We start from the raw sequence: 22579 nt of genomic DNA on the forward strand, positions 1-22579 counted from the left end.
GACGATGGATGCAAGTTTCCCGAACGAGGGGATGTTCGGCCGGCGCGGTTTCTTCGGCGCTTTCGGACGTGAACAGCGGCCGCCGTTCGTGATGTGGGTGCCGACGGACGACGGCGCGCCGGGCGATGGTTCCGGCGATCGAGACGGTGGACGACGCGGTCGACCGCATGAGCGCCCTGGCTTCGGTGAGATGCCACGCAGAGGCCATCGGCGTGGTCGTTTCGGTCCAGACGGCGGACCTGGCCCCGGGTTCGGTCCGGGCGCACAATTCGGTCGGGGGCGAGGACGTGGTGGGCGCGGTCGTCGCGGAGACGTGCGCGCCGCGATCTTGCTGTTGATCGCCGAAGAGCCGATGCACGGCTACGAATTGATTCAGCAGATCGTCGAGCGTAGCGGTGGCGTCTGGAAGCCGAGTCCGGGCTCCATTTATCCCGCGCTGTCCCAACTCGAGGACGAAGGACTGGTGATCATCGAAAAGGTCGCCGGCCGCAAGACTGCCAAGCTGACCGAGGAAGGCGTCGCGTACGTCGAGGAGCATCGCGCCGATCTCGGGGCGCCGTGGGATGACGTTCGTCTCAGCGTGGGGGAGCCGGAGCAGGACCTTCGTGAACTGATCGGACAGTTGATGGGCGCGGCCGGTCAAGTGGCCGCTGTAGGCACGCCCGCGCAGGTCAAGGCCGCAGCCGACGTGCTGGTCGAGGCACGCAAATCGCTCTACCGAGTGCTTGCCGGCGACGATGCCGGTGAAGGCGGCAATTGAGACGTCGGATACCTACTGTTCGGTAGGGTATGCGCCTCGAAGTTTCTGGTGTTACGGTCAGCTCCCTCGTAGGATCAGAGCAGGAGCAGGAACAATGGCTGGCGTCAAACGGTCTGTGGGACTGACATTTTCGGTAGCAGTGGCGCTGCTGATCGGGGCACCGCCCGCGATATCGGCTGCCGCACCGTCGCTGCCGTCTTCGAGTGCCGACGCGATGGATGTTCCCCTTGACATCGGCCCGGGTCAGGCGACCCGTTCCGTTGCTACGGCATATGCGCATGCTCATCCCGGATCTGCCCCTGCCGGGTCGAACGATTTCGGCTGTGCGCCCTCGGCAGCGCATCCTCGGCCGGTTGTGCTCGCCCACGGAACCGACACCGAGGCGTATGCGGATTGGGCGGCTCTGTCGCCGGCACTGGCAGCTGACGGCTACTGCGTTTTCGCTCTCAATTACGGCGGTGTGATCAAAGAACAAGACGGGGATGTCGCACACGAAACCTACGGCGTCGGAGACATCGTCGGTAGTGCCACCGCGTTCGGTTCTTTCGTCGATCAGGTGCTGACCGCGACGGGTGCGGACAAGGTCGACGTCATCGGCTACTCCCAAGGCGCGACGGTGACGCGGTACTACGTCAACAAGATGGGCGGGGACGCGTACGTCGATCATTGGGTCGGTCTGGCGTCTCCGACCTACGGCGGCGTGATGTTCGGATTGGTGCCGATCGTCCGCGCGATCCCCGGTGGAGAAGATTTTGTCGAAGATGTCTTCTCGCGAGCTGTCCGAGAGCAGATGCAGGGGTCGGATATGTTGAACGCCCTCAACGACGGCGGCGACACGGTGACCGGTGTCCGCTACACGACAGTCGGGTCCACTGTCGACGAGATGATCCAGCCGTCCTCAAACATCGCGCTGCGCGACGCCAGTGCAGAAAACATCGTTCTCCAGGACCTGTGTCCGTCGAACCTGACCGGCCACTTCCGCATGCCGTACGACCCCTACGTGATCGATGTCATCCGGACGGTCCTCGACCCCGATGCCGAGCGGCACGCTACGTGTAGCGCGGTGCCGCTCGGCACGGATATTCCGCAAGTGGTCATCGATGCCAATTCGTGAGCACCGACATCACTTCGGTCGGGATCCTTACTCGGCGAGCTTGGCAGTGGCCTGAGCCCACAGGAAGAACTTGTTGGTTCCCAGATCGCGGACCGTCTTGATGTTGAACGCTGTCTTCAAATGCTCTGCATCCGAATCGCTTACACCGTTGAGTGCCGCGACCGGTGCATCCGCCAATTCTTCGACGGACTTTCCCGCGTAGGCCTTGTCGAACTTACTGTCGATGCCTGCCATCTAAGTTCCTCCGTGTGATCGGTGTATCCCGTATCAGCCTTCGCCGAGTGGCGACGACAGAAACAGTCAATACCGACGACCGGTGAATCTGCAGGGTTCTGATCAAAGAAATTGCTGAGAAAGTGGTTCGGTGTGGCGCGAGCTAGGTCGTAGCTCCCGCAGTCCTTAGACTGACAGTTCCACCCACCGACACATCCGGGAGCATTTTCGTGAGTTGCAGTCCACCGCGTTCGACAGGCCGATCGGCTGATCAGAGTCCGAAGAGCCCACCGAAACGGGAGAGCTGACATGCGCGTCGTGTTCGCCGGAACACCGGAACCCGCGGTTCCGTCACTGCGTCGTCTCATCGAGTCCGCCAACCACGAAGTGGTAGCCGTCGTCACGCGTCCGGACGCCGTCGCGGGCCGTGGTCGCAAAGTCACCCGCTCGCCGATCGGTCTCCTTGCCGACGAGCACGGCATCCCGGTGCTGACGCCGGCCAAGGCGTCCGATCCCGACTTCGCAGCCGAACTTGCCCGCCTCGAGCCGGACTGCGCACCCGTCGTCGCCTACGGAAACCTGTTGCCGCAGAACATCCTCGACATTCCGAAACACGGTTGGGTCAATCTGCATTTCTCGCTGCTTCCCGCCTGGCGCGGCGCCGCGCCGGTGCAGGCCGCGATCAGTGCCGGTGACGAGGTGACCGGCGCCAGCGCATTTCGTTTGGAGGCCGGCATGGATACGGGCCCGGTGTACGGAGTGATGACCGAGCGGATTCGTGACACCGACACGGCAGGCGATCTACTCGGGCGTCTGGCAGAAAACGGCGCGACTCTGCTCGAATCGGTTCTCGACGGACTCGAGGCCGGAGAGATCAACGCGGTTCCGCAGTCTGACGACGGCGTCTCGTACGCCCCCAAGGTGACGGTGGACGCGGCCCGCGTGCGATGGGAACTGCCCGCTCGCACGGTGGACCGGCACATCCGAGCCGTCACACCCGCACCCGGGGCCTGGACGATGATCGGTGATCTTCGAGTCAAGGTCGGCCCGGTCACCGTTACGGACGAGACCCTGGCAGTCGGTGAGATCTCGGTACGCAAGGATGGTCTGTACATCGGTACCGCGACCACCGCGGTGCGACTCGGGCAGATTCAGCCCCCGGGCAAGAAATTGATGTCGGCAGGGGACTGGGCACGCGGTGCCCGACTCGACGCGGAGGTACGAGCACAGTGACCGAATCACGACGACCGGCACGGCGGACGCAGGGTCCCGGAGCCAAGAGCGCAGCAGGCGGCAAGAACACCAAGCCGAAGCAGGCCAAGCGCCCGGATCCGGCAACCGCCGGGCTCGATCAGCCGCGTCTGGCGGCGCGTGACGTCCTGCGCGCGGTTCGTGAGCGTGACGCGTACGCGAACCTGGTTCTGCCGGGACTGCTTCGCGACCGCAAACTCGACGCACGCGACGCGGCGCTGGCAACCGAGCTCGCGTACGGCGCGGCCCGCGCTCAGGGCCTCCTGGATGCGGTGATCGCGCATGCAGCGGGTCGGCCGATCGAAGAGATCGACGGAACTCTGCTCGATGTTCTCCGACTCGGCTCGTACCAATTGCTGCGCACTCGTGTCGCACCGCACGCTGCCGTCGCCACCTCGGTCGATCTGGTCCGCGCCGAAAACGGCCAGGGCCGAGCGGGATTCGTCAACGCGGTCCTGCGCCGCGTCTCCGAACGCACCCAGGACGAGTGGGTCGAACTGCTGGCCCCGAAGGACCCGGTCGGCCGTCTCGCCTTCGAGCACGCGCACCCTCTGTGGATCGCGCAGGTCTTCGCCGACTCCCTCGGCGCTGCTGCCGGAGAACTCGAAAAAGTACTGATCGCCGACGACGCCCGCCCTGCCGTGCACCTCGTCGCCCGCCCCGGTGAGATCTCTGCCGAGGAGCTCGCATTGGTCACCGGCGGGGAAATCGGACCGTACTCGCCGTACGCCGTGCATCTCGACGGCGGTGACCCCGGACAGCTCGAGGCGGTCCGCCAAGGTTTGGCGGGCGTGCAGGACGAGGGCAGTCAGCTGGTTGCCCGCGCCCTCAGCATTGCTCCCCTCGAAGGTGAAGACGCCGGCCGCTGGCTCGACCTCTGCGCAGGTCCGGGTGGCAAGGCAGCGCTTCTCGGCGCTCTCGCCGGTATCGAAGGCGGGCGCCTCGACGCCGTCGAGCCCGTCGAACACCGCGCCGAACTGATCCGCAAGACGACTCGCGAGCTTCCCGTGGACGTACACGTGGCGGACGGCCGCGAATCGGGACTCGAACCCGGCTACGACCGCATCCTCGTCGACGCCCCCTGCACCGGGTTGGGTGCGCTGCGTCGGCGCCCGGAAGCCCGTTGGCGTCGCCAGCCGTCCGATGTGGCTCCGCTCGTGAAGTTGCAGCGTGAATTGCTTGCCGCTGCAATCGAACTGGTGCGCCCCGGCGGAGTGGTCCTGTACTCGACGTGCTCGCCGCACCTGTCGGAAACGCTCGCAGTGGTAGCCGACGCCGTGCGCCGTCATGGCGTCGTCGAACTCGACACCAAGGAATTGGTGCCCGGTGTTCCGGACGTCGGAGACGGGTCTTCGGTTCAGTTGTGGCCGCATCGCCACGGGACCGATGCGATGTTCATGGCCGCTTTGCGCAAGCCGCTGGCCTGATCGGATGACTTCTGGGCATCGGTAGTCGTATGGTGCCTACATGGTTACGTGGGAACAGGTTGTAGTACTGGGTTCGGCTCTTCCCTCCGTGGAGGAGTCGACCTCGTACAACACCCCGGCACTCAAGGTGGCAGGCAAGACTTTTGCGCGGCTCCGCACCGAGGCGGAGGGTTCCTTGGTCGTGATGTGCGGTCTGGACGAGAAGGAGGCGCTACTCGCCAGTGGTGAGGCGCCCTTCTTCACCACGGATCACTACCACGGTCACGGCTCGATCCTCGTGCACCTCGAACTGATCGACGAGGTACAACTTGCGGAGATGCTCGAAGATGCGTGGCGGATCAAGGCACCCGCCAAGGTGCGCAAGCTGCGGAGTGCCGTGAAGAACTGACCAGGGCGCACCTGCCCCGTGGTGCATGCGCGGTCGGCGATGAGACACAGCTAAACTCGGCGTCGTGGCTTCCCCGATGATTGCACCGTCCATTCTGTCCGCAGATTTTGCTCGACTCGCTGATGAAGCGACTGCCGTGTCCGGCTCCGACTGGCTTCACGTCGACGTGATGGACGCGCATTTCGTTCCCAATCTCACGCTGGGTCTGCCGGTGGTCGAGAGTCTGCTGAAGGCGACGGATATTCCGCTCGACTGCCACCTGATGATCGAGAATCCGGAGCGCTGGGCGCCGCCGTACGCCGAGGCCGGTGCGTACAACGTCACGTTTCACGCCGAGGCCACCGACGATCCGCGTTCGGTTGCCCGCGATATTCGTGCGGCCGGTGCCAAGGCGGGGCTGAGCATCAAGCCTGGAACCCCGATCGACGACTACCTGGAAATCCTCGAGGACTTCGACACCCTCTTGATCATGAGCGTCGAACCCGGATTCGGTGGTCAGTCCTTCATGCCTCAGGTGCTCGACAAGGCGCGTGCAGTTCGAAAGCTCGTCGATTCGGGTGAGCTGACGCTCCTTGTCGAAATCGACGGCGGCATCAACGCTTCCACGATCGAGCAGGCCGCTGAAGCAGGGATCGACTGCTTCGTCGCCGGTTCGGCGGTGTACGGAGCGAGTGATCCCGGTGAGGCGGTGCGCAAGCTGCGCGCGCAGGCCGCCTCGGCGTCGCCGCACCTGACGCTGTCGGTCTGAGCCGCTCGATGGCAAAGGGTGGACAGGCGTCGACGGCTGATCTCGACGCCGCGATGCAGATTGCGCTTGCTGCAGCTGATTCCGCGCGCGGATTCACCAGCCCCAACCCGCCGGTCGGCGCGGTCATCCTCGCTGCCGACGGAACCATCGCGGGCGTCGGTATGACGCAACCGCCCGGTGGACCGCACGCGGAGGTCGTGGCTCTCGACGAGGCCGGCGATGCGGCACGTGGCGGTACGGCCGTGGTGACACTGGAACCGTGCAATCACCAGGGGCGAACCGGCCCTTGCTCGCAGGCATTGATCGACGCCGGAGTTTCGGCGGTTGTCTACGCCGTCGGTGATCCCAATCCGGAAGCCTCCGGGGGTGCAGCGACGCTCATGCGCGCTGGAATCAGCGTCACGGCCGGACTGAGAGCACCCGAGGTGGAGGCAGGTCCACTGCGGGCCTGGCTGCACAAACAGCGCACCGGTCGCCCGCACATCACGTGGAAGTACGCGGCCAGTCTGGACGGACGCAGTGCGGCCGAGGACGGAACGAGTCAGTGGATCACCGGTCCGCAGGCGAGGGCGCGCGTGCATGCGCAGCGGGCGCAGATCGATGCGATCGTGGTCGGTACCGGCACCGTGTTTGCCGACGATCCGTGGCTGACGGCGCGTCAGCCCACGGGCGAGCTCGCGGCGCACCAGCCCGTTCGCGTCGTCGTCGGAAAGCGTGAAATACCGTCGACGGCAAGCATTCTCGACGACACCGCGCCGACTCTGGTGCTCAACACCGACAACATCGCCGAAGTGGTCGAGGCGTTGGGGGAGTACACGGACGTACTTCTCGAGGGTGGGCCCCGTCTGGCCGGAGCATTCCTTGCCGCCGGATATGTCGACGTGATCGAGGCGTACATCGCTCCGATCCTGCTCGGCGCGGGCGCTTCCGCACTCGTCGATGCCGGAGTGCACACCATCACCGACGCCCACCGATTCCGTTTGGAGTCTGCGGTAACGATCGGTCCCGATATTTTGTTGAGTCTGGTTCCGGAGAGTTCTGCTCCGGGGAACGAGGAGTAGGGCGCGTGTTCACAGGAATTGTGGAAGAACTCGGCGAAATTGTCGCCAAGGAAGAACTGGTCGATGCTGCACGTTTCACGGTGCGCGGGCCACTGGTCACCTCCGACGCCGGCCACGGTGATTCGATCGCGGTGAACGGTGTGTGCCTGACGGTGGTCGACGTGCTTGCCGACGGTTCGTTCACCGCAGACGTCATGCAGGAAACGTTGAATCGCTCGAGCCTGGCGAAATTGGATGTCGGCTCTCGCGTCAATCTCGAGCGTGCCGCGGCGCTGAACAGCCGACTCGGCGGCCACCTGGTTCAAGGGCATGTCGATGGAACAGGCCATGTCATCTCCCGCTCGCCGTCCGAGAACTGGGAGGTAGTGCGAATCGCGCTGCCGGATTCCATTTCCCGTTATGTCGTGGAGAAGGGTTCGATCACCGTCGACGGAGTCTCGCTGACGGTCTCCGCGCTGGGCGGAGACCGCGGGTTCGAGTACTTCGAGATCTCGCTGATCCCGACAACGCTCGAGTTGACGACGCTCGGTACCGCTGTGGTCGGTACGCCGGTCAACCTCGAGGTGGACGTGATCGCGAAGTACGTCGAGCGGCTTCACTCTGCCGGTCGGTAGGACCAGGCTGATCGGACCCGTCCGATTGGTCGTAGGGTTGTCAGTGCATCCGTCGGATGCACTTGTTGTATTCGATGATGTGAATAGTCAAGACTTTGGAGTGCGAGCACGTGACCAGGTTCGACAGTATCGAGCGCGCAGTAGCAGATATCGCTGCAGGTAAAGCTGTTGTCGTCGTGGACGACGAGGATCGCGAGAACGAGGGCGACCTCATCTTCGCCGCCGAGAAAGCCACCCCGGAACTGGTGGCGTTCATGGTCCGGTACACCTCCGGCTACCTGTGCGTGCCGCTCGACGGTGACGATTGCGATCGGTTGGGCCTGCCCCCGATGTACGCCACCAACCAGGACAAGCACGGCACCGCGTACACGGTGACCGTCGACGCCCGTGAGGGAATCGGTACCGGTATCTCGGCGTCGGACCGCGCTGCGACGATGCGTCTGCTCGCCAACCCCGAATCCGGTGCCAACGATTTCACTCGTCCCGGTCACGTCGTTCCGCTCCGCGCGAAGGAAGGCGGAGTACTGCGTCGTCCTGGCCACACGGAAGCTGCAGTCGACCTCGCCCGCATGGCGGACCTGCGTCCTGCCGGCGTCATCTGCGAAATCGTCAGCCAGAAGGACGAAGGCGCGATGGCTCAGACCGACGAGCTGCGAGTCTTCGCCGACGAACACAACCTTGCTCTGATCTCGATCGCGGACCTCATCGCGTGGCGTCGCAAGCACGAGAAGCACGTGCTGCGTATCGCCGAGGCCCGCATCCCCACCCGCCACGGTGAGTTCACCGCTGTCGGCTACACCAGCATCTACGACGAGGTCGAGCACGTTGCGCTGGTGCGCGGCGACATCGCGGGCCCCGACGGCGACGGTAGTGACGTACTCGTCCGCGTTCACTCCGAGTGCCTCACCGGCGACGTCTTCGGTTCGTTGCGGTGCGATTGCGGCCCGCAGCTCGACGCCGCACTGGACATGGTCGCCCAGGAGGGCCGCGGCGTTGTTCTGTACATGCGCGGGCACGAGGGTCGTGGCATCGGTCTCATGCACAAGCTGCAGGCCTACCAGCTCCAGGACGCCGGTTCGGACACCGTCGACGCCAATCTCGAACTCGGACTTCCGGCGGACGCCCGTGACTACGGCATCGGTGCGCAGATCCTCGTCGATCTGGGGATCTCGTCGATGCGTCTGCTGACCAACAACCCGGCCAAGCGTGTGGGTCTGGACGGCTACGGCCTGCAGATCACCGATCGTGTTCCGATGCCGCTGCGCGCGAATGCGGAGAACCTCACCTACCTGCGCACCAAGCGCGATCGGATGGGTCACGATCTGATCGGACTGGACGAGTACGAGGCGAACCAGAACACCGCACAGCCGGGAACCGCACTGTGAGCGGCGAAGGTCAGCCGCAGCTCGCGATCGCCGAGGCCAAGGATCTGAAGCTGGCGATCGTTGCCGGGCAGTGGCACGCGACGATCTCCGAGGCCCTGATCGCCGGCGCGCAGCGCGTCGCGCAGGAAGCACAGATCAAGGACGTGACACTGGTCCGTGTCGCCGGCGCGATCGAACTGCCGGTCGTTGCGCAGGCATTGGCGCGCACGCACGACGCCGTCGTCGCTCTCGGTGTTGTCATCCGCGGCGGTACGCCGCACTTCGAGTACGTGTGCGACGCGGTCACCGCGGGCCTCACACGCGTCTCGCTCGACGAAAGCACCCCCGTGGGGAACGGTGTCCTGACCACCGACACCGAGCAGCAGGCTCTTGACCGTTCGGGTCTGCCGGGTAGCGTCGAGGACAAGGGCGCACAGGCCTGCGCGGCCGCACTGGACACCGCAGTGACCCTGCGCCATCTCCGAGCACCATGGACCGAGGATTCGTTTCGATGAGTACACCCGGCGACAACGAGAACTGGGAACTGATTGCGTCACCGCGTAAGTCGACGCGATACGCGATCGGAGTTGCTGTCCTTCTGGTGATCGTTCACGTCACACTGGCGCTCCTGCTTCGCCAGGGGTCCACCGGCGTGTACTTCCGTGCCGCGGACCAACTTGCGATGGCAGGCATCGGCACCATTCTGGCTCTCGGTGTGCTGATGTTGACGCGGCCCCGGGTCAAGGTGGGCAAGCAGGGTATTGCCGTACGAAACATCCTGGGCGAGAAGATCGTCGACTGGGATCTGTTCGAGGGACTCTCGTTCCCCGACGGTGCCGCCTGGGCACGCATCGAATTGCCCGACGACGAGTACATGGCAGTGATGGCGATCCAGTCCAACGACCGCGAGTACGCCGTCGACACGGTCGGTAAGTTCCGCGAACTGGCCGACCGCTACGCACCGGTCGCGCACAAGAGCAACTGACGTCTTCCGACCGGTTCGGTGCCCGCATCCTGCGCGTTTCCGAGTCGGTCGGTGGCGGCGACTAACCTGAAACCGTGCCGGATCCCTCGACTTACCGCCCCGCTACCGGAACCATTCCGGCTGCGCCGGGCGTCTACAAATTTCGCGATCCGCATGGTCGGGTCATTTACGTCGGAAAGGCGAAAAGCCTCCGTTCACGTTTGAACTCGTACTTCGCGGACGTCACGACACTTCATCCCCGTACTCGGCAGATGGTGACCACCGCCGGCAGCGTCGAGTGGACCGTCGTCAGTACCGAAGTCGAAGCGCTTCAGCTCGAGTACAACTGGATCAAGGAATTCGATCCGCGGTTCAACGTCCGGTACCGCGACGACAAGACGTATCCGGTTCTCGCGGTGACGCTCAACGAAGAGTTCCCGCGCTTGTTCGTCTACCGCGGTCCGCGGCGCAAGGGTGTCCGGTACTTCGGTCCCTACTCCCATGCCTGGGCGATCCGCGAAACTCTCGATCTGCTGCTACGAGTCTTTCCCGCACGAACGTGCTCGTCCGGAGTCTTCAAACGGCACAACCAGATCGGCCGGCCGTGTCTGCTCGGCTACATCGACAAGTGCTCGGCGCCCTGCGTCGGGCGAGTCAGCGCCGAGGAGCATCGACAGATCGTCGAAGATTTCTGCGACTTCCTCGCCGGCCGCACGGACAAGCTGGTCAAAGATCTCGAAAAGCGCATGCAGCAGGCTTCCGAGGACCTCGACTTCGAGACCGCAGCCCGTCTGCGTGACGATATCGGGGCTTTGCGCAAGGCGCTCGAGAAGCAGGCCGTCGTACTCGGTGACGGCACCGACGCCGATCTCGTCGCCTTTGCCACCGATGATCTCGAAGCCGCCGTTCAGGTGTTCCACGTGCGGGGCGGACGCGTGCGGGGTCAGCGTGGATGGGTCGTGGAGAAGGCAGGCGACGCCATCGACTGGGCCGCACTCGACGCCGAGTCCGACCTGCCGATCCTGGTCGAGCAGTTCCTCACCCAGTTCTACGGGGAGCAGGCGGCCCTCGACCCGGGAGCGGGTTCCGAGGCCGGGATCAGCGCAGTTCCCAAGGAAGTTCTGGTACCGGTTCTGCCGGCAAACGCGACCGAGATCCAGGCGTGGCTGAGCAAGCTTCGGGGATCGCAAGTGCAACTGCGGGTTCCGCAACGCGGCGACAAGAAAGACCTCGCCGAAACAGTCCAGCGAAACGCGAAAGAGGCTCTGGCGCAGCACAAGCTCAAGCGCGCCGGCGATTTCACTTCGCGTTCTGCGGCGCTGCAGGGCATCCAGGAAGCACTGGACCTGGACTCGGCTCCGCTACGAATCGAATGCATCGACATCAGTCACGTCCAGGGAACCGACGTCGTGGCGTCACTGGTCGTGTTCGAGGACGGGCTCCCGCGTAAGTCGGACTACCGCCACTACGCGATCAAGGAAGCTGCCGGCGACGGTCATTCCGACGACGTCGCGAGTATCGCGGAGATCACGCGTCGGCGGTTCCTGCGCCACAACCGCGACCTGGGCGTCCTCGCGGCGTCGGCGTCGACCATGGACTCGGACGGTGGTGATCTGGCTCCCGAAGCGGCGATCGACCCGGCGACGGGCCGGCCTCGGCGGTTCGCGTATCCGCCCAATCTGTTTGTCGTGGACGGCGGCGCCCCTCAGGTCACGGCGGCAGCGGCGGTCCTCGACGAACTGGGGGTGACCGACGTCGCGGTAGTCGGGTTGGCCAAAAGACTCGAAGAGGTATGGGTACCGGGGGAAGAAGATCCGGTCATCCTCCCTCGGACGAGCGAGTCGTTGTACCTACTGCAGCGCATCCGAGACGAAGCCCACCGCTTCGCGATCACGTTCCATCGCAGCAAACGCTCGAGGCGGATGACGGCTTCGGCTCTGGATTCGGTCAAGGGGCTCGGTGAAACTCGTCGAACCGCTCTGGTGGCTCACTTCGGTTCCGTGGCGAAGCTGAAAACGGCAACGGTCGAGGAGATCATGCAGGTCCCCGGTATCGGTGAGACCACCGCCACAGCAGTTCTGGCCGCACTCGGCACGGATTCGGCTGCAGCCGACGCGGGTGCTGAAGCTCGAGCGCTGCCAGCCGCGGTAGGGGATGATGAGCTGGACACGGAATCCGAATCGTCTGTTACGTCTGCTGACGCGCCCAGCGCCGAATCCGGTAGCGGTGACGAGGGCTCCGAGTCGCGAGAATTGTCCATGCCGACGACGGGGCCGAGTGCACAGTGACTACCGACAGCGCCAAAGACAGTCGAACGATGGATTTCCTGCTGGTGACGGGATTGTCCGGAGCAGGTTTGAGTACCGCTGCCAAGGTGCTCGAAGACCTCGGCTGGTATGTCGCGGACAATTTGCCACCTGAGCTCATTTCCCGAATGGTCGGTCTGAGCCTGACCTCCGATCCGCCGGTCGATCGTCTGGCCGTCGTGATCGACGTGCGGAGTCGACTCTTCACCGGCGATCTCGGGTGGGTGCTCACCGAACTCGAGGCGGAACCGATCCATACTCGGGTGCTGTACCTCGAAGCGTCGGACGACGTGTTGATCCGACGGTTCGAACAGGTGCGCCGCAGTCATCCGTTGCAGAACGACGGCATCGACGGCACGTTGTCCGAAGGGATCGCAGCCGAGCGTCGGCAGTTGGCCGTGGTGAAGGCGGCCGCCGATCTGGTCATCGACACGTCGGCACTGAAGGCGCATCAGCTGCGTCAGAAGATCGAAACGGCGTTCGGAAACGATGCCAACCGCACGATGAAGGTGACGGTCCAGTCGTTCGGATTCAAGTACGGCCTGCCGATGGACGCCGATCTCGTCTGTGACGTTCGTTTCCTGCCCAATCCCCACTGGATCCCTGAACTTCGCCCGCACACCGGTCAGGATGCCGACGTCCGCGACTACGTGTTGTCCCGCGAGGGCGCGGAAGACTATCTCGACACCTACCGACATCTGGTGGATTTGACGATCGCCGGATATCGACGAGAAGGAAAGCGCTACATGACAATTGCGGTCGGATGCACCGGCGGTAAGCACCGAAGCGTAGCCATGTCCGAAGCTCTCGCGAGGCGTTTGGGTTCCGAGGACGACATCTCGGTCAGCATCGTGCACCGGGATCTGGGGCGCGAATGAGTGAACCGACACATCGCTCGCGGGAGACACCCGAGGGGCCGGCCATCGTCGCGCTCGGCGGCGGGCACGGATTGTTCGCCACGCTCCAGGCCGTCAGACGCTTGACGGTCGACGTCACCGCCGTGGTCACGGTCGCCGACGACGGTGGTTCGTCGGGCCGGCTGCGCGCCGAACTCGGCGTCATCCCGCCTGGAGACCTCCGGATGGCGCTGGCTGCTCTCGCGTCGGACGAACCCGAGATAGTCGACTGGACTCGGACCATTCAGCATCGCTTCGGCGGTGTCGGCGCACTTGCCGGGCATTCGGTGGGCAATCTCATCCTGGCCGGACTGACCGAGGTGCTCGGCGATCCGGTCGCCGCGCTCGACGAGATGGCGCGACTGCTGCGAATCCGTGGTCGTGTGCTGCCGATGTCGCCGATCGCGCTCGAGATCGAAGCCGACGTTCAGGGACTCGAAGAGGACCCCCGCGTCAGCCGCTGCATTCGTGGACAGGTTGCCGTCGCGACCACCCCGGGCAAGGTTCGGCGTGTGAGACTGCTCCCGTCCAATCCGCCCGCGTGCCCCGATGCCGTGACCGCGATCGATCGTGCCGATCTCGTGGTTCTCGGCCCGGGATCGTGGTTCTCGAGCGTGATCCCACACGTCCTGGTACCCGAACTCGTCGAATCACTGTCGTCGACGAACGCTCGAAAGGTGCTGGTGCTCAATCTCGCACCCGAGCCGGGGGAGACCGCCGGATTCTCCGCAGAGCGTCACCTGCACGTACTCTCCCAACACGTGCCCGATTTCCGGGTCGACTACGTGGTGGTCGACTCGGCGTCGGTACCGGCCGGGCGTGAACGTGAACATCTGCAGCGTGCGGCGGATCAATTTTCAGCCGAAGTCAGGTACGCGGATGTCGCGGACACCTCACCGGGCGCAGCGCATGTACACGATCCGGCAAAACTGGCCGATGTACTGGCTGAACTGTCGAGCAGTGCGGCAGTAGGGGATTCGACACAGTCTTCCCTGCAAGAACAGCAATCCGAAGAACAGAGGGAGAACGCTTCGTGGCAATGACAGCGGAGGTCAAGGACGAACTGAGCCGGTTAGTGGTGACTCAGGTCAGCTGCCGCAAGGCAGAGGTCTCCGCGTTGCTGCGCTTTGCCGGTGGGCTCCACATCGTCGGCGGCCGGGTGGTCGTCGAAGCAGAGGTGGATCTGGGCTCCACGGCGCGACGTCTGCGCCGGGAGATATTCGACCTGTTCACCTACAGTGCCGATGTGCACGTACTCAGTGCGGGCGGGCTTCGAAAGTCCGCTCGCTACATCGTGCGTGTAGCGAAGGAGGGTGAGGCCCTCGCGCGCCAGACGGGACTGCTCGATCTTCGCGGGCGCCCGGTTCGCGGCTTGCCTGCGCAGGTCGTCGGCGGAAGTGTCGGCGACGCCGAAGCAGCGTGGCGCGGTGCGTTCCTCGCGCACGGTTCCCTGACCGAACCCGGCCGTTCGTCGGCGCTCGAAGTGAGCTGCCCCGGCCCGGAAGCTGCACTTGCTCTGGTTGGAGCTGCGCGGCGTCTGGGGATCTCGGCGAAGGCACGTGAGGTTCGCGGAACGGATCGTGTGGTGATCCGAGACGGTGAGGCCATCGGCGATCTCCTGACCCGAATGGGAGCCCAGGACACACGTCTGGTGTGGGAGGAGAGGCGGATGCGACGCGAGGTCCGCGCCACCGCCAATCGTCTCGCCAATTTCGACGACGCAAACCTGCGACGCTCTGCTCGCGCTGCCGTTGCGGCTGCTGCGCGCGTCGAGCGTGCGTTGGAGATCCTCGGTGAGGACGTGCCCGATCACCTCGCGGCGGCGGGTGCACTGCGCGTCGAGCATCGGCAGGCGTCCCTCGAAGAACTCGGCCAGTTGGCCGACCCGCCGATGACCAAGGACGCCGTTGCCGGACGTATCCGTCGCCTGCTGTCCATGGCTGATCGCAAGGCCAAGGAAACGGGCATACCCGACACCGAATCCGCAGTGAATGTGGAGCTACTCGAAGAGGGGTGACCTGCCCTCCGTCAGGGTGGGCTGCGCACGTTCGGGCCACGCGCATTAGGGTATGAGTCACATCGACCGATGAACCCCACGTCCGCGTCGTGCACACACGGATTCGGAGTATGCGTGGGTCAAGTTGCACACCAGAATCATGGTCAAAGGAGCGAATTGTGACTGTCCGGGTTGGCGTAAACGGTTTCGGCCGTATCGGACGTAACTTCTTCAGGGCGGTGGATGCGCAGAAGGCGCTCGGAACCACCGATATCGAGATCGTGGCAGTCAACGACCTGACTGACAACGCGACGCTCGCTCACCTGCTGAAGTACGACTCCATCCTCGGCCGTTTGCCGTACGACGTGTCGCTCGACGGTGACGACACGATCGTCGTCGGCGATCAGCGCATCAAGGCCCTCGCACACCGTGGCCCGTTGAACGAACTTCCCTGGGGCGAGCTGGGCGTCGACGTCGTCGTCGAGTCCACCGGCATCTTCACCGACGCCGCAAAGGCCAAGGGACACCTCGAAGCCGGCGCCAAGAAGGTCATCATCTCGGCTCCGGCCAAGGGTGAAGACATCACCATCGTGATGGGCGTCAACGACGACAAGTACGACGGCAGCCAGAACATCATCTCCAACGCGTCGTGCACCACCAACTGCCTCGGCCCCATCGCCAAGGTTCTCGACGACGAGTTCGGCATCGTCAAGGGTCTGATGACCACGATCCACGCGTACACCCAGGATCAGAACCTGCAGGACGCTCCGCACGCAGACCTCCGTCGCGCCCGCGCAGCTGCCCTCAACATCGTTCCCACCGGTACCGGTGCAGCCAAGGCAATCGGCCTGGTTCTCCCGCAGCTGCTAGGCAAGCTCGACGGCTACGCACTGCGCGTGCCGATCCCCACGGGCTCGGTCACCGACCTCACCGCGAACCTGAAGAAGTCGGCCACCGCCGACGAGATCAACGCCGCGATGAAGGCTGCTGCCGAAGGACCCCTCAAGGGCATCCTGAAGTACACCGACGCACCGATCGTCTCCTCGGACATCGTCACCGACCCGCACTCGTCGATCTTCGACTCGGGTCTGACGAAGGTCATCGACGACCAGGTCAAGATCGTCTCCTGGTACGACAACGAGTGGGGCTACTCCAACCGCCTCGCCGACCTCATCGGCCTCGTCGCCAAGTCTCTCTGAGCGGAGTTTCGATAACAGTGGCAGTTCAGACGCTGAAGGATCTGCTGGACGCTGGGGTCGAGGGGCGCACCGTACTGGTGCGTTCCGACCTCAACGTCCCGTTGGATGGCGGAGAAATCACGGACCCGGGTCGCATCGTCGCGTCCGCTCCCACCCTGCGGGCACTCGCCGAGGGTGGAGCGAAGGTCATCGTGACCGCGCACCTCGGGCGCCCCGACGGTCAGCCCGATCCCAAGTTCTCCCTCGCACCGGTTGCCGCGAAGTTGGCCGAAATCCTCGGTCGCAACGTGCAACTCGCCGGTGACGTCGTGGGACAGGACGCGCTGGCTCGTTCCGAAGGACTCACCGACGGTGACGTCCTGATGCTCGAGAACATCCGTTTCGACCCTCGCGAGACCAGCAAGGACGAAGCCGAGCGGGTCAAGCTCGCCAAGGCTCTCGTCGAGCTGGTCGGTGACGACGGCGCATTCGTCTCCGACGGATTCGGTGTTGTTCACCGTAAGCAGGCGTCGGTCTTCGACGTCGCGAAGCTGCTCCCGCATTACGCCGGATACCTGGTCGGCGCCGAGGTCGAGGTGCTCGCCAAGCTCACGCAGGACGCAGCGCGTCCGTACGCGGTGGTGCTCGGTGGCTCCAAGGTCTCGGACAAGCTGGCCGTCATCGAGGCACTGGCACCGAAGGTCGACACTCTGGTGATCGGCGGCGGAATGTTCTACACGTTCCTCGCGGCTCAGGGTGTTTCCGTGGGCAATTCGCTATGCGAAGAGTCCATGATCGAGACCTGCAAGGATCTCCTCGACCGGTACGCCGACGTCATCCACATCCCTCAGGATGTTGTCGTCGCGGACTCCTTCTCGGCCGATGCCGAGTCGAAGATCGTTCCGTTCGACAAGATTCCCGACGGCTGGATGGGTCTGGACATCGGACCGGAGTCGGTCAAGCGCTTTGCCGCGATCCTGACCGGCGCCAAGACGGTGTTCTGGAACGGCCCGATGGGCGTGTTCGAGTTCCCGAAGTTCGAGGCAGGCACCCGCGGTGTCGCCGAGGCAATCGTGGAGGCAACCGAGAAGGGCGCCTTCAGCGTCGTCGGCGGCGGCGACTCCGCAGCAGCCGTTCGTCAACTCGGTATCCCGGACGAGGGCTTCTCGCACATTTCCACCGGTGGTGGCGCTTCCCTCGAGTACCTCGAGGGCAAAGAGCTGCCTGGCATCGCAGTACTGGAAGGCTGATCCGACATGGCACGTAAGCCGTTGATCGCCGGCAACTGGAAGATGAATCTGAACCACCTCGAGGCTATCGCCCTGGTGCAGAAGATCGCTTTCTCCTTGCCTGCGAAGTACTTCGACAAAGTGGACGTCACGGTCATCCCGCCGTTCACCGACATCCGAAGCGTCCAGACGCTGATCGAGGGCGACAAGCTCCTCCTCACGTACGGCGCGCAAGATGTCTCGGCTCAAGACTCGGGTGCGTTCACGGGCGAGATCAGCGGCTCCATGCTGGCCAAGCTCGGTTGCACCTTCGTCGTGGTCGGCCACTCCGAGCGTCGCACCCTTCACGGTGAGACCAACGAGACCGTCCTCGCGAAGACGAAGGCTGCTCTCAAGAACGGCCTCACGCCGATCGTGTGCATCGGCGAAGGCCTCGAGATCCGCGAAGCGGGCGAGCATGTCGCCTACAACGTCGACCAGCTCAAGGGTTCGTTGGCGGGCCTGAGCGCGGAGGAGATCTCCAAGATCGTCATTGCGTACGAACCTGTCTGGGCCATCGGCACCGGCCGTGTCGCTTCTGCCGCCGATGCACAGGAAGTGTGTGCTGCGGTACGAGCAACAGTGGCCGAACTTGCCGACGCCGACGCCGAGGTCGCGGCCGGCGTTCGCGTTCTGTACGGCGGTAGCGTCAGCTCGAAGAACGTCGGAGAGATCGTCGGCCAGACCGACGTCGACGGCGCTCTTGTCGGCGGCGCGTCACTCAAGGCTGACGAGTTCGCGACACTGTCTGCGATCGCTGCAGGCGGTCCACTCCCGTGATGATCGGGTAGTGAGCTGAAACTGCTCGAGACTAAGACTGCGGGTGTGTGACCGACTAGGTCACACACCCGCAGTTTTTTGTTCGCGAGTCAGCTCACCAGTTTGGTTTCCAGAGCGCCGACGAGTTCGGGAGCAAGCTCCAACCCGGCGGTCAGATAGTTCTCAACGGTTCCGTAGTGGTGCTCGACCTGCTCGAAGGCAGCGCCCAGGTAACTCGCGTCGACGGAAAGCAGCAACCGGATCACCTCGCCCTTGTCTGCATCTGTGGCAGCGGCGATCTTCGCGACTGTTGCCTCGATGTACTCGGCCGAGTACGTGTTCGTGAGCAGGTAGTCCGCCGTGATCGTTTCGCGCGGTACACCAGCGAGTGTCTGCAGTAGTGCTGCCGCCCAACCTGTTCTGTCCTTTCCCGCCGTGCAGTGGAAGAGTTGCGGCCCCTCGGTGGTCGCCAGGGCGGCGAACAACTGCGAAAATCCGTTCCGAGTGACGGGGTCTGCGACAAAGCTGCGATTGATGTTCTGCATGAAAGCTGTTGCAGCGTCCGCTGTTCGGAGAGCCATCGCTTCGGCGTGGATGTTTCCGGACAGGATGGGAATGTGGGCGTACATCGCCGGCGCCGGCACGATGTCGGGAGTTTCGTTCGCCTCGGTTTCGGAGCGCACGTCATAGACGGCGGTCAGCCCCAGCGATTCCACGATTGCAAGATCCTCGGGCGAGGGCGTCAGTACGTTTGCACGGTAGAAGACTCCGCGGCTCATCGCCTGTCCGCTGGTCGTGACGTACCCGGGGCCGGCCACGTCGCGGAAGTTGTGAATCGAAGCCAGACGCGGTGTTTCAGGCAGGGGTGTGTCGGGCAGGGCAGTGTTGGGCAGGGCAGTGTCGGAAAGCATGGAGCCGGCCTTTCGGAGGTAGAGTCGCGTCAACTGAAAAACTACTGAATCGGTATCTCGACAGTGTGATCGATGCCACTGACCAAGAATCGTGCCTGGCCGGGTGCAAAGTCATGTGCGAGGCGGGTATGTGGTCAGGCTATCTGCGCGCGCCTGTATGGTGTTATCGGTTGTAGTTGTCCCTATTGGATTGGTGGACGTAGACAGACATGAAACTGTTCCTGGATATCCTGCTGGTCATCACCAGCTTGCTCCTCATCGCCTTGGTGCTCCTGCATCGCGGTAAGGGCGGCGGTTTGTCGAGTCTGTTCGGTGGCGGTGTCCAGTCCAGCCTGTCCGGATCGACTGTTGTCGAGAAGAACCTCGACCGGTTGACGGTCTTCACCGCGTTGATCTGGCTCATTTCGATCGTCGGCATCGGCCTGGAGATCAAGTTCGCCTGATTCTCGGCTCATGACTTACAGCCGGTAGTTTTTCACACACGAATTTCAGACACGGAACCCCGCCTATCGAGCGGGGTTCTTTGTTTCGGTCGATAATTGTGTGATGACTGAAACCGCGTCGCATCGAGAAACACCGCGAGAGGCCACCGAGCCGCTGCGCGAAGACATCCGGCTTCTCGGCGGAATACTCGGACAAATAGTGCGAGAGCAAGCCGGCGACAATGTGTTCGATCTGGTCGAGCGAGCCCGTGTCGAGTCGTTCCGAGTCCGTCGTTCGGAGATCGATCGCGCCGAACTGGTGTCGCTGTTCGCCGAAATCAGTACGGACGACGCCATTCCCGTCATCCGGGCGTTCAGTCACTTCGCACTGCTCGCCAACCTGGCCGAGGACATCCATCGCGAGCGTCGACGGGCCATCCACGTCAATGCGGGGGAACCGCCCCGCGACAGCACTCTCGCGGCCACGTACACCAAACTTGATGCAGCCGATATCGATTCGGCCACCGTCGAAGAAGCGCTGCGGGGAGCCCTGGTCTCACCCGTCATCACCGCTCACCCGACGGAGACTCGACGCCGTACGGTGTTCGAGACGCAGAGTCGGATCACCGAGTTGATGCGATACCGCGAGCGCACGGCGCTGAGCGTCGCAGAAACCGCTGATGTCGATCTGCAATTGCGCCGTCAGATCCTGACCCTGTGGCAGACGGCTCTGATCCGGCTCAGCCGCCTCCGCATCCAGGATGAAATCGAGGTAGGCCTGCGCTATTACGACGCAGCGTTGTTCGAGGTGATTCCGAAGATCAACGCCGAGGTTCGCAAAGCTCTGCGCACGCGTTGGCCGGACGCCGGGCTTCTGCCGGAACCGATCCTGAGGCCGGGTTCGTGGATCGGCGGTGACCGAGACGGCAATCCGTACGTGACCGGCGAAATTGTCCAGCGCGCCACGTCGCGCGCTGCGGCGACTGCTCTCGAGCATCACCTCGAGGAACTCGAACATCTCGAGCGTGAACTGTCGATGTCGGCGCGGCTGGTTTCCGTCACGCCCGAACTCGATCTGCTGGCGTCTACCTCCGGCGACGACTCTGCCTTCAGGGCCGACGAGCCGTACCGTCGCGCGATTCGCGGTATCCGCGGGCGCTTGAGCGCCACAGCACTGACGGTACTGGGGGAGTTGCCCGCCCACGGGTCCGACGACGGACTCGAGGCGTACACCGACCCGGCACAGTTGCAGCGGGATCTCGGAATCATCGACACCTCGTTGCGTCGTTTCGGTGACGAGACCATCGCCGACGATCGACTCGATCGGCTCCGAGAAGCGGTGGAGGTGTTCGGCTTTCACCTGTCCGGTCTGGACATGCGGCAGAACTCCGAGGTACACGAAAGCGTCGTCGCAGAACTTCTGGCGTGGGCCGGAGTTCACCCGGACTATGCGTCCTTGCCGGAAGCCGATCGAGTCGAATTGCTGTCGGCCGAGTTGACGACGCGGCGACCACTGACTTCGTCGGACGCCGAGTTCAGCGAATTGACCACCAAGGAACTGGCCATCATGGCGGCCGGTGCCAAGGCAGTGCGGGTTCTCGGAGCGGGTGCGGTACCCAACTACATCATCAGCATGTGTACCTCGGTCAGTGACATGCTCGAGGCTGCAGTGCTGCTCAAAGAGGTCGGGGTGCTCGATCCGGGCGTCGGTAGCGAGCCCTCGTGCCCGATCGGCATCGTGCCGTTGTTCGAGACGATCGAGGATCTGCAGGGCGGCGCCGACACATTGCTGGCGACGCTCGACATCCCGATCTATCGTGCGATCGTCCGTTCCCGTGGTGACAGTCAAGAAGTGATGCTCGGGTACTCCGACTCGAACAAGGACGGCGGGTACCTGGCAGCCAACTGGGCGCTGTACCGTGCCGAACTCGACCTCGTCGATGCCGCGTGTAAGAGCGGAATCAGGTTGAGGCTCTTCCACGGCCGCGGCGGAACCGTCGGACGTGGCGGCGGACCGAGTTACGAAGCGATTCTGGCTCAGCCTCCCGGTGCAGTCGCTGGTTCTCTGCGAATCACCGAGCAGGGTGAGGTGATTGCGGCCAAGTACGCTGAACCGCGTCTGGCACATCGCAACCTCGAAACACTCATCGCCGCGACTATCGAGTCGACGTTGCTCGACGTCGAAGGACTCGGCAGCGATGCCGACGCTGCCTACGCGGTACTGGACGAGCTCGCGGCCCTCGCCCGCACCGCGTACAGCGAATTGGTGCACGACACACCAGGATTCGTGCAGTACTTCGAAGCGTCGACACCGGTCGCCGAGATCGGGGCACTCAACATCGGCTCTCGTCCGGCCTCTCGCAAGCAGACCAAGGCGATCTCCGACCTGCGAGCGATTCCCTGGGTGCTCTCGTGGAGTCAGTCTCGCGTGATGCTTCCGGGTTGGTACGGAACCGGCGCCGCGTTCGAAAGATGGATAGACGGAGACGATACTCGGCTTGCCACGTTGACGGCCCTGTACGAGAAGTGGCCGTTCTTCCGAACCGTGCTCTCGAACATGGCCATGGTGATGTCGAAGTCGGATCTCGGTTTGGCGGCCCGGTACGCGGACCTCGTGCTCGACGCCGAACTGCGCGATCGAGTCTTCGGAATGATCACCGACGAGCACGAACGCACAATTCGCATGTACAAGGCAATCACGGGCAACGAGAACCTCTTTGCCGACAACTCGGGCCTCGAGCGTTCGGTCCACAACCGGTTCCCGTACCTCGAACCTCTCAACCATCTACAGGTCGAGCTGATCCGTCGGTACCGTTCCGGCGACGAGAGCGATCAGGTGCGTCGGGGTATCCAGCTGACGATGAACGGCCTGGCCACTGCGCTTCGTAACAGTGGCTAGGTAACAGCGGCTGGTTCTGCAGGTTTACCAGGGTGTGCGT

General features: G+C 63.8%; 22 protein-coding genes. 20 read left to right on the forward strand and 2 right to left on the reverse strand.

What is annotated here, in order from left to right; translation table 11 throughout:
• Positions 1-91: 91 nt before the first annotated feature.
• The gene (locus V3587_RS08955; protein ID WP_397508789.1) at positions 92-760 is read left to right on the forward strand and encodes a PadR family transcriptional regulator; all 669 of its coding nucleotides are present in this window, start codon (positions 92-94) and stop codon (positions 758-760) included.
• A gap of 94 nt (positions 761-854) precedes the next feature.
• Positions 855-1874: an esterase/lipase family protein gene (locus V3587_RS08960; protein ID WP_283376400.1), complete on the forward strand. Its 1020-nt coding sequence runs from the start codon at positions 855-857 to the stop codon at positions 1872-1874.
• A 27-nt stretch (positions 1875-1901) separates the two neighbouring features.
• Here V3587_RS08960 and V3587_RS08965 read toward each other — a convergent pair whose 3' ends face one another.
• Positions 1902-2108 carry a hypothetical protein gene (locus V3587_RS08965; RefSeq protein ID WP_283376401.1) on the reverse strand — a complete coding sequence of 69 codons (207 nt, stop codon included), beginning with the start codon at positions 2106-2108 and terminating at the stop codon, positions 1902-1904.
• 288 nt (positions 2109-2396) lie between these two features.
• On the opposite strand from V3587_RS08965, the gene fmt reads away from it, so the two are divergent.
• The 16 genes from fmt to tpiA all read left to right on the forward strand — a co-directional run bounded on the left by fmt (position 2397) and on the right by tpiA (position 18328).
• On the forward strand, positions 2397-3320 hold the full coding sequence (fmt, locus tag V3587_RS08970; RefSeq protein WP_283376402.1) for a methionyl-tRNA formyltransferase: 924 nt from the start codon (positions 2397-2399) through the stop codon (positions 3318-3320).
• The gene (locus tag V3587_RS08975) at positions 3317-4765 is read left to right on the forward strand and encodes an RsmB/NOP family class I SAM-dependent RNA methyltransferase (RefSeq protein ID WP_283376403.1); all 1449 of its coding nucleotides are present in this window, start codon (positions 3317-3319) and stop codon (positions 4763-4765) included. Before fmt ends, V3587_RS08975 begins: the two co-directional genes overlap by 4 nt.
• Positions 4766-4805: 40 nt before the next feature.
• Positions 4806-5153, forward strand: coding sequence for an MmcQ/YjbR family DNA-binding protein (locus V3587_RS08980; RefSeq protein WP_283376404.1), 348 nt, complete (start codon positions 4806-4808; stop codon positions 5151-5153).
• A gap of 64 nt (positions 5154-5217) precedes the next feature.
• Positions 5218-5901: a ribulose-phosphate 3-epimerase gene (gene rpe / locus V3587_RS08985; RefSeq protein WP_030536417.1), complete on the forward strand. Its 684-nt coding sequence runs from the start codon at positions 5218-5220 to the stop codon at positions 5899-5901.
• A gap of 8 nt (positions 5902-5909) precedes the next feature.
• Positions 5910-6962: a bifunctional diaminohydroxyphosphoribosylaminopyrimidine deaminase/5-amino-6-(5-phosphoribosylamino)uracil reductase RibD gene (ribD, locus tag V3587_RS08990; protein WP_095970195.1), complete on the forward strand. Its 1053-nt coding sequence runs from the start codon at positions 5910-5912 to the stop codon at positions 6960-6962.
• A 5-nt stretch (positions 6963-6967) separates the two neighbouring features.
• The gene (locus V3587_RS08995; RefSeq protein ID WP_003944892.1) at positions 6968-7576 is read left to right on the forward strand and encodes a riboflavin synthase; all 609 of its coding nucleotides are present in this window, start codon (positions 6968-6970) and stop codon (positions 7574-7576) included.
• A gap of 110 nt (positions 7577-7686) precedes the next feature.
• Complete coding sequence (locus V3587_RS09000; protein WP_003944833.1) at positions 7687-8961, forward strand: bifunctional 3,4-dihydroxy-2-butanone-4-phosphate synthase/GTP cyclohydrolase II; 1275 nt, start codon at positions 7687-7689, stop codon at positions 8959-8961.
• A complete protein-coding gene (ribH, locus tag V3587_RS09005) occupies positions 8958-9455 on the forward strand; it encodes a 6,7-dimethyl-8-ribityllumazine synthase (RefSeq protein WP_003944999.1) in 498 nt (165 codons plus the stop codon). The genes V3587_RS09000 and ribH overlap by 4 nt, the downstream gene beginning before the upstream one ends.
• Positions 9452-9925, forward strand: coding sequence for a PH domain-containing protein (locus tag V3587_RS09010; RefSeq protein ID WP_007727982.1), 474 nt, complete (start codon positions 9452-9454; stop codon positions 9923-9925). The genes ribH and V3587_RS09010 overlap by 4 nt, the downstream gene beginning before the upstream one ends.
• Positions 9926-9999: 74 nt before the next feature.
• Entirely contained in the window at positions 10000-12192 is a 2193-nt protein-coding gene (gene uvrC, locus V3587_RS09015) for an excinuclease ABC subunit UvrC (RefSeq protein WP_003944805.1), read from the forward strand.
• Entirely contained in the window at positions 12189-13088 is a 900-nt protein-coding gene (gene rapZ, locus V3587_RS09020; RefSeq protein WP_003944872.1) for an RNase adapter RapZ, read from the forward strand. The genes uvrC and rapZ overlap by 4 nt, the downstream gene beginning before the upstream one ends.
• A complete protein-coding gene (locus tag V3587_RS09025) occupies positions 13085-14149 on the forward strand; it encodes a gluconeogenesis factor YvcK family protein (RefSeq protein WP_073512389.1) in 1065 nt (354 codons plus the stop codon). Before rapZ ends, V3587_RS09025 begins: the two co-directional genes overlap by 4 nt.
• The gene (whiA, locus tag V3587_RS09030; RefSeq protein ID WP_021344225.1) at positions 14146-15123 is read left to right on the forward strand and encodes a DNA-binding protein WhiA; all 978 of its coding nucleotides are present in this window, start codon (positions 14146-14148) and stop codon (positions 15121-15123) included. The genes V3587_RS09025 and whiA overlap by 4 nt, the downstream gene beginning before the upstream one ends.
• 158 nt (positions 15124-15281) lie before the next feature.
• The gene (gene gap / locus V3587_RS09035; RefSeq protein WP_003944851.1) at positions 15282-16301 is read left to right on the forward strand and encodes a type I glyceraldehyde-3-phosphate dehydrogenase; all 1020 of its coding nucleotides are present in this window, start codon (positions 15282-15284) and stop codon (positions 16299-16301) included.
• Positions 16302-16318: 17 nt separating this feature from the next.
• Positions 16319-17530, forward strand: coding sequence for a phosphoglycerate kinase (locus V3587_RS09040; RefSeq protein ID WP_003944901.1), 1212 nt, complete (start codon positions 16319-16321; stop codon positions 17528-17530).
• Between the two features lie 6 nt (positions 17531-17536).
• Positions 17537-18328: a triose-phosphate isomerase gene (gene tpiA / locus V3587_RS09045; RefSeq protein WP_283376405.1), complete on the forward strand. Its 792-nt coding sequence runs from the start codon at positions 17537-17539 to the stop codon at positions 18326-18328.
• Positions 18329-18417: 89 nt separating this feature from the next.
• Here tpiA and V3587_RS09050 read toward each other — a convergent pair whose 3' ends face one another.
• Positions 18418-19218, reverse strand: coding sequence for a tyrosine-protein phosphatase (locus V3587_RS09050; RefSeq protein WP_161120759.1), 801 nt, complete (start codon positions 19216-19218; stop codon positions 18418-18420).
• Between the two features lie 209 nt (positions 19219-19427).
• Between V3587_RS09050 and secG the strand changes: the two genes are divergently transcribed.
• Together secG and ppc are read left to right on the forward strand one after the other, a co-directional pair.
• Complete coding sequence (gene secG, locus V3587_RS09055; protein ID WP_003944946.1) at positions 19428-19661, forward strand: preprotein translocase subunit SecG; 234 nt, start codon at positions 19428-19430, stop codon at positions 19659-19661.
• A gap of 103 nt (positions 19662-19764) precedes the next feature.
• Entirely contained in the window at positions 19765-22539 is a 2775-nt protein-coding gene (ppc, locus tag V3587_RS09060; protein ID WP_161120760.1) for a phosphoenolpyruvate carboxylase, read from the forward strand.
• Positions 22540-22579: the final 40 nt, after the last annotated feature.

The organism is Rhodococcus sp. IEGM 1306 (assembly GCF_036541985.1).
In the GTDB taxonomy this organism is placed as follows: domain Bacteria; phylum Actinomycetota; class Actinomycetes; order Mycobacteriales; family Mycobacteriaceae; genus Rhodococcus_F; species Rhodococcus_F qingshengii.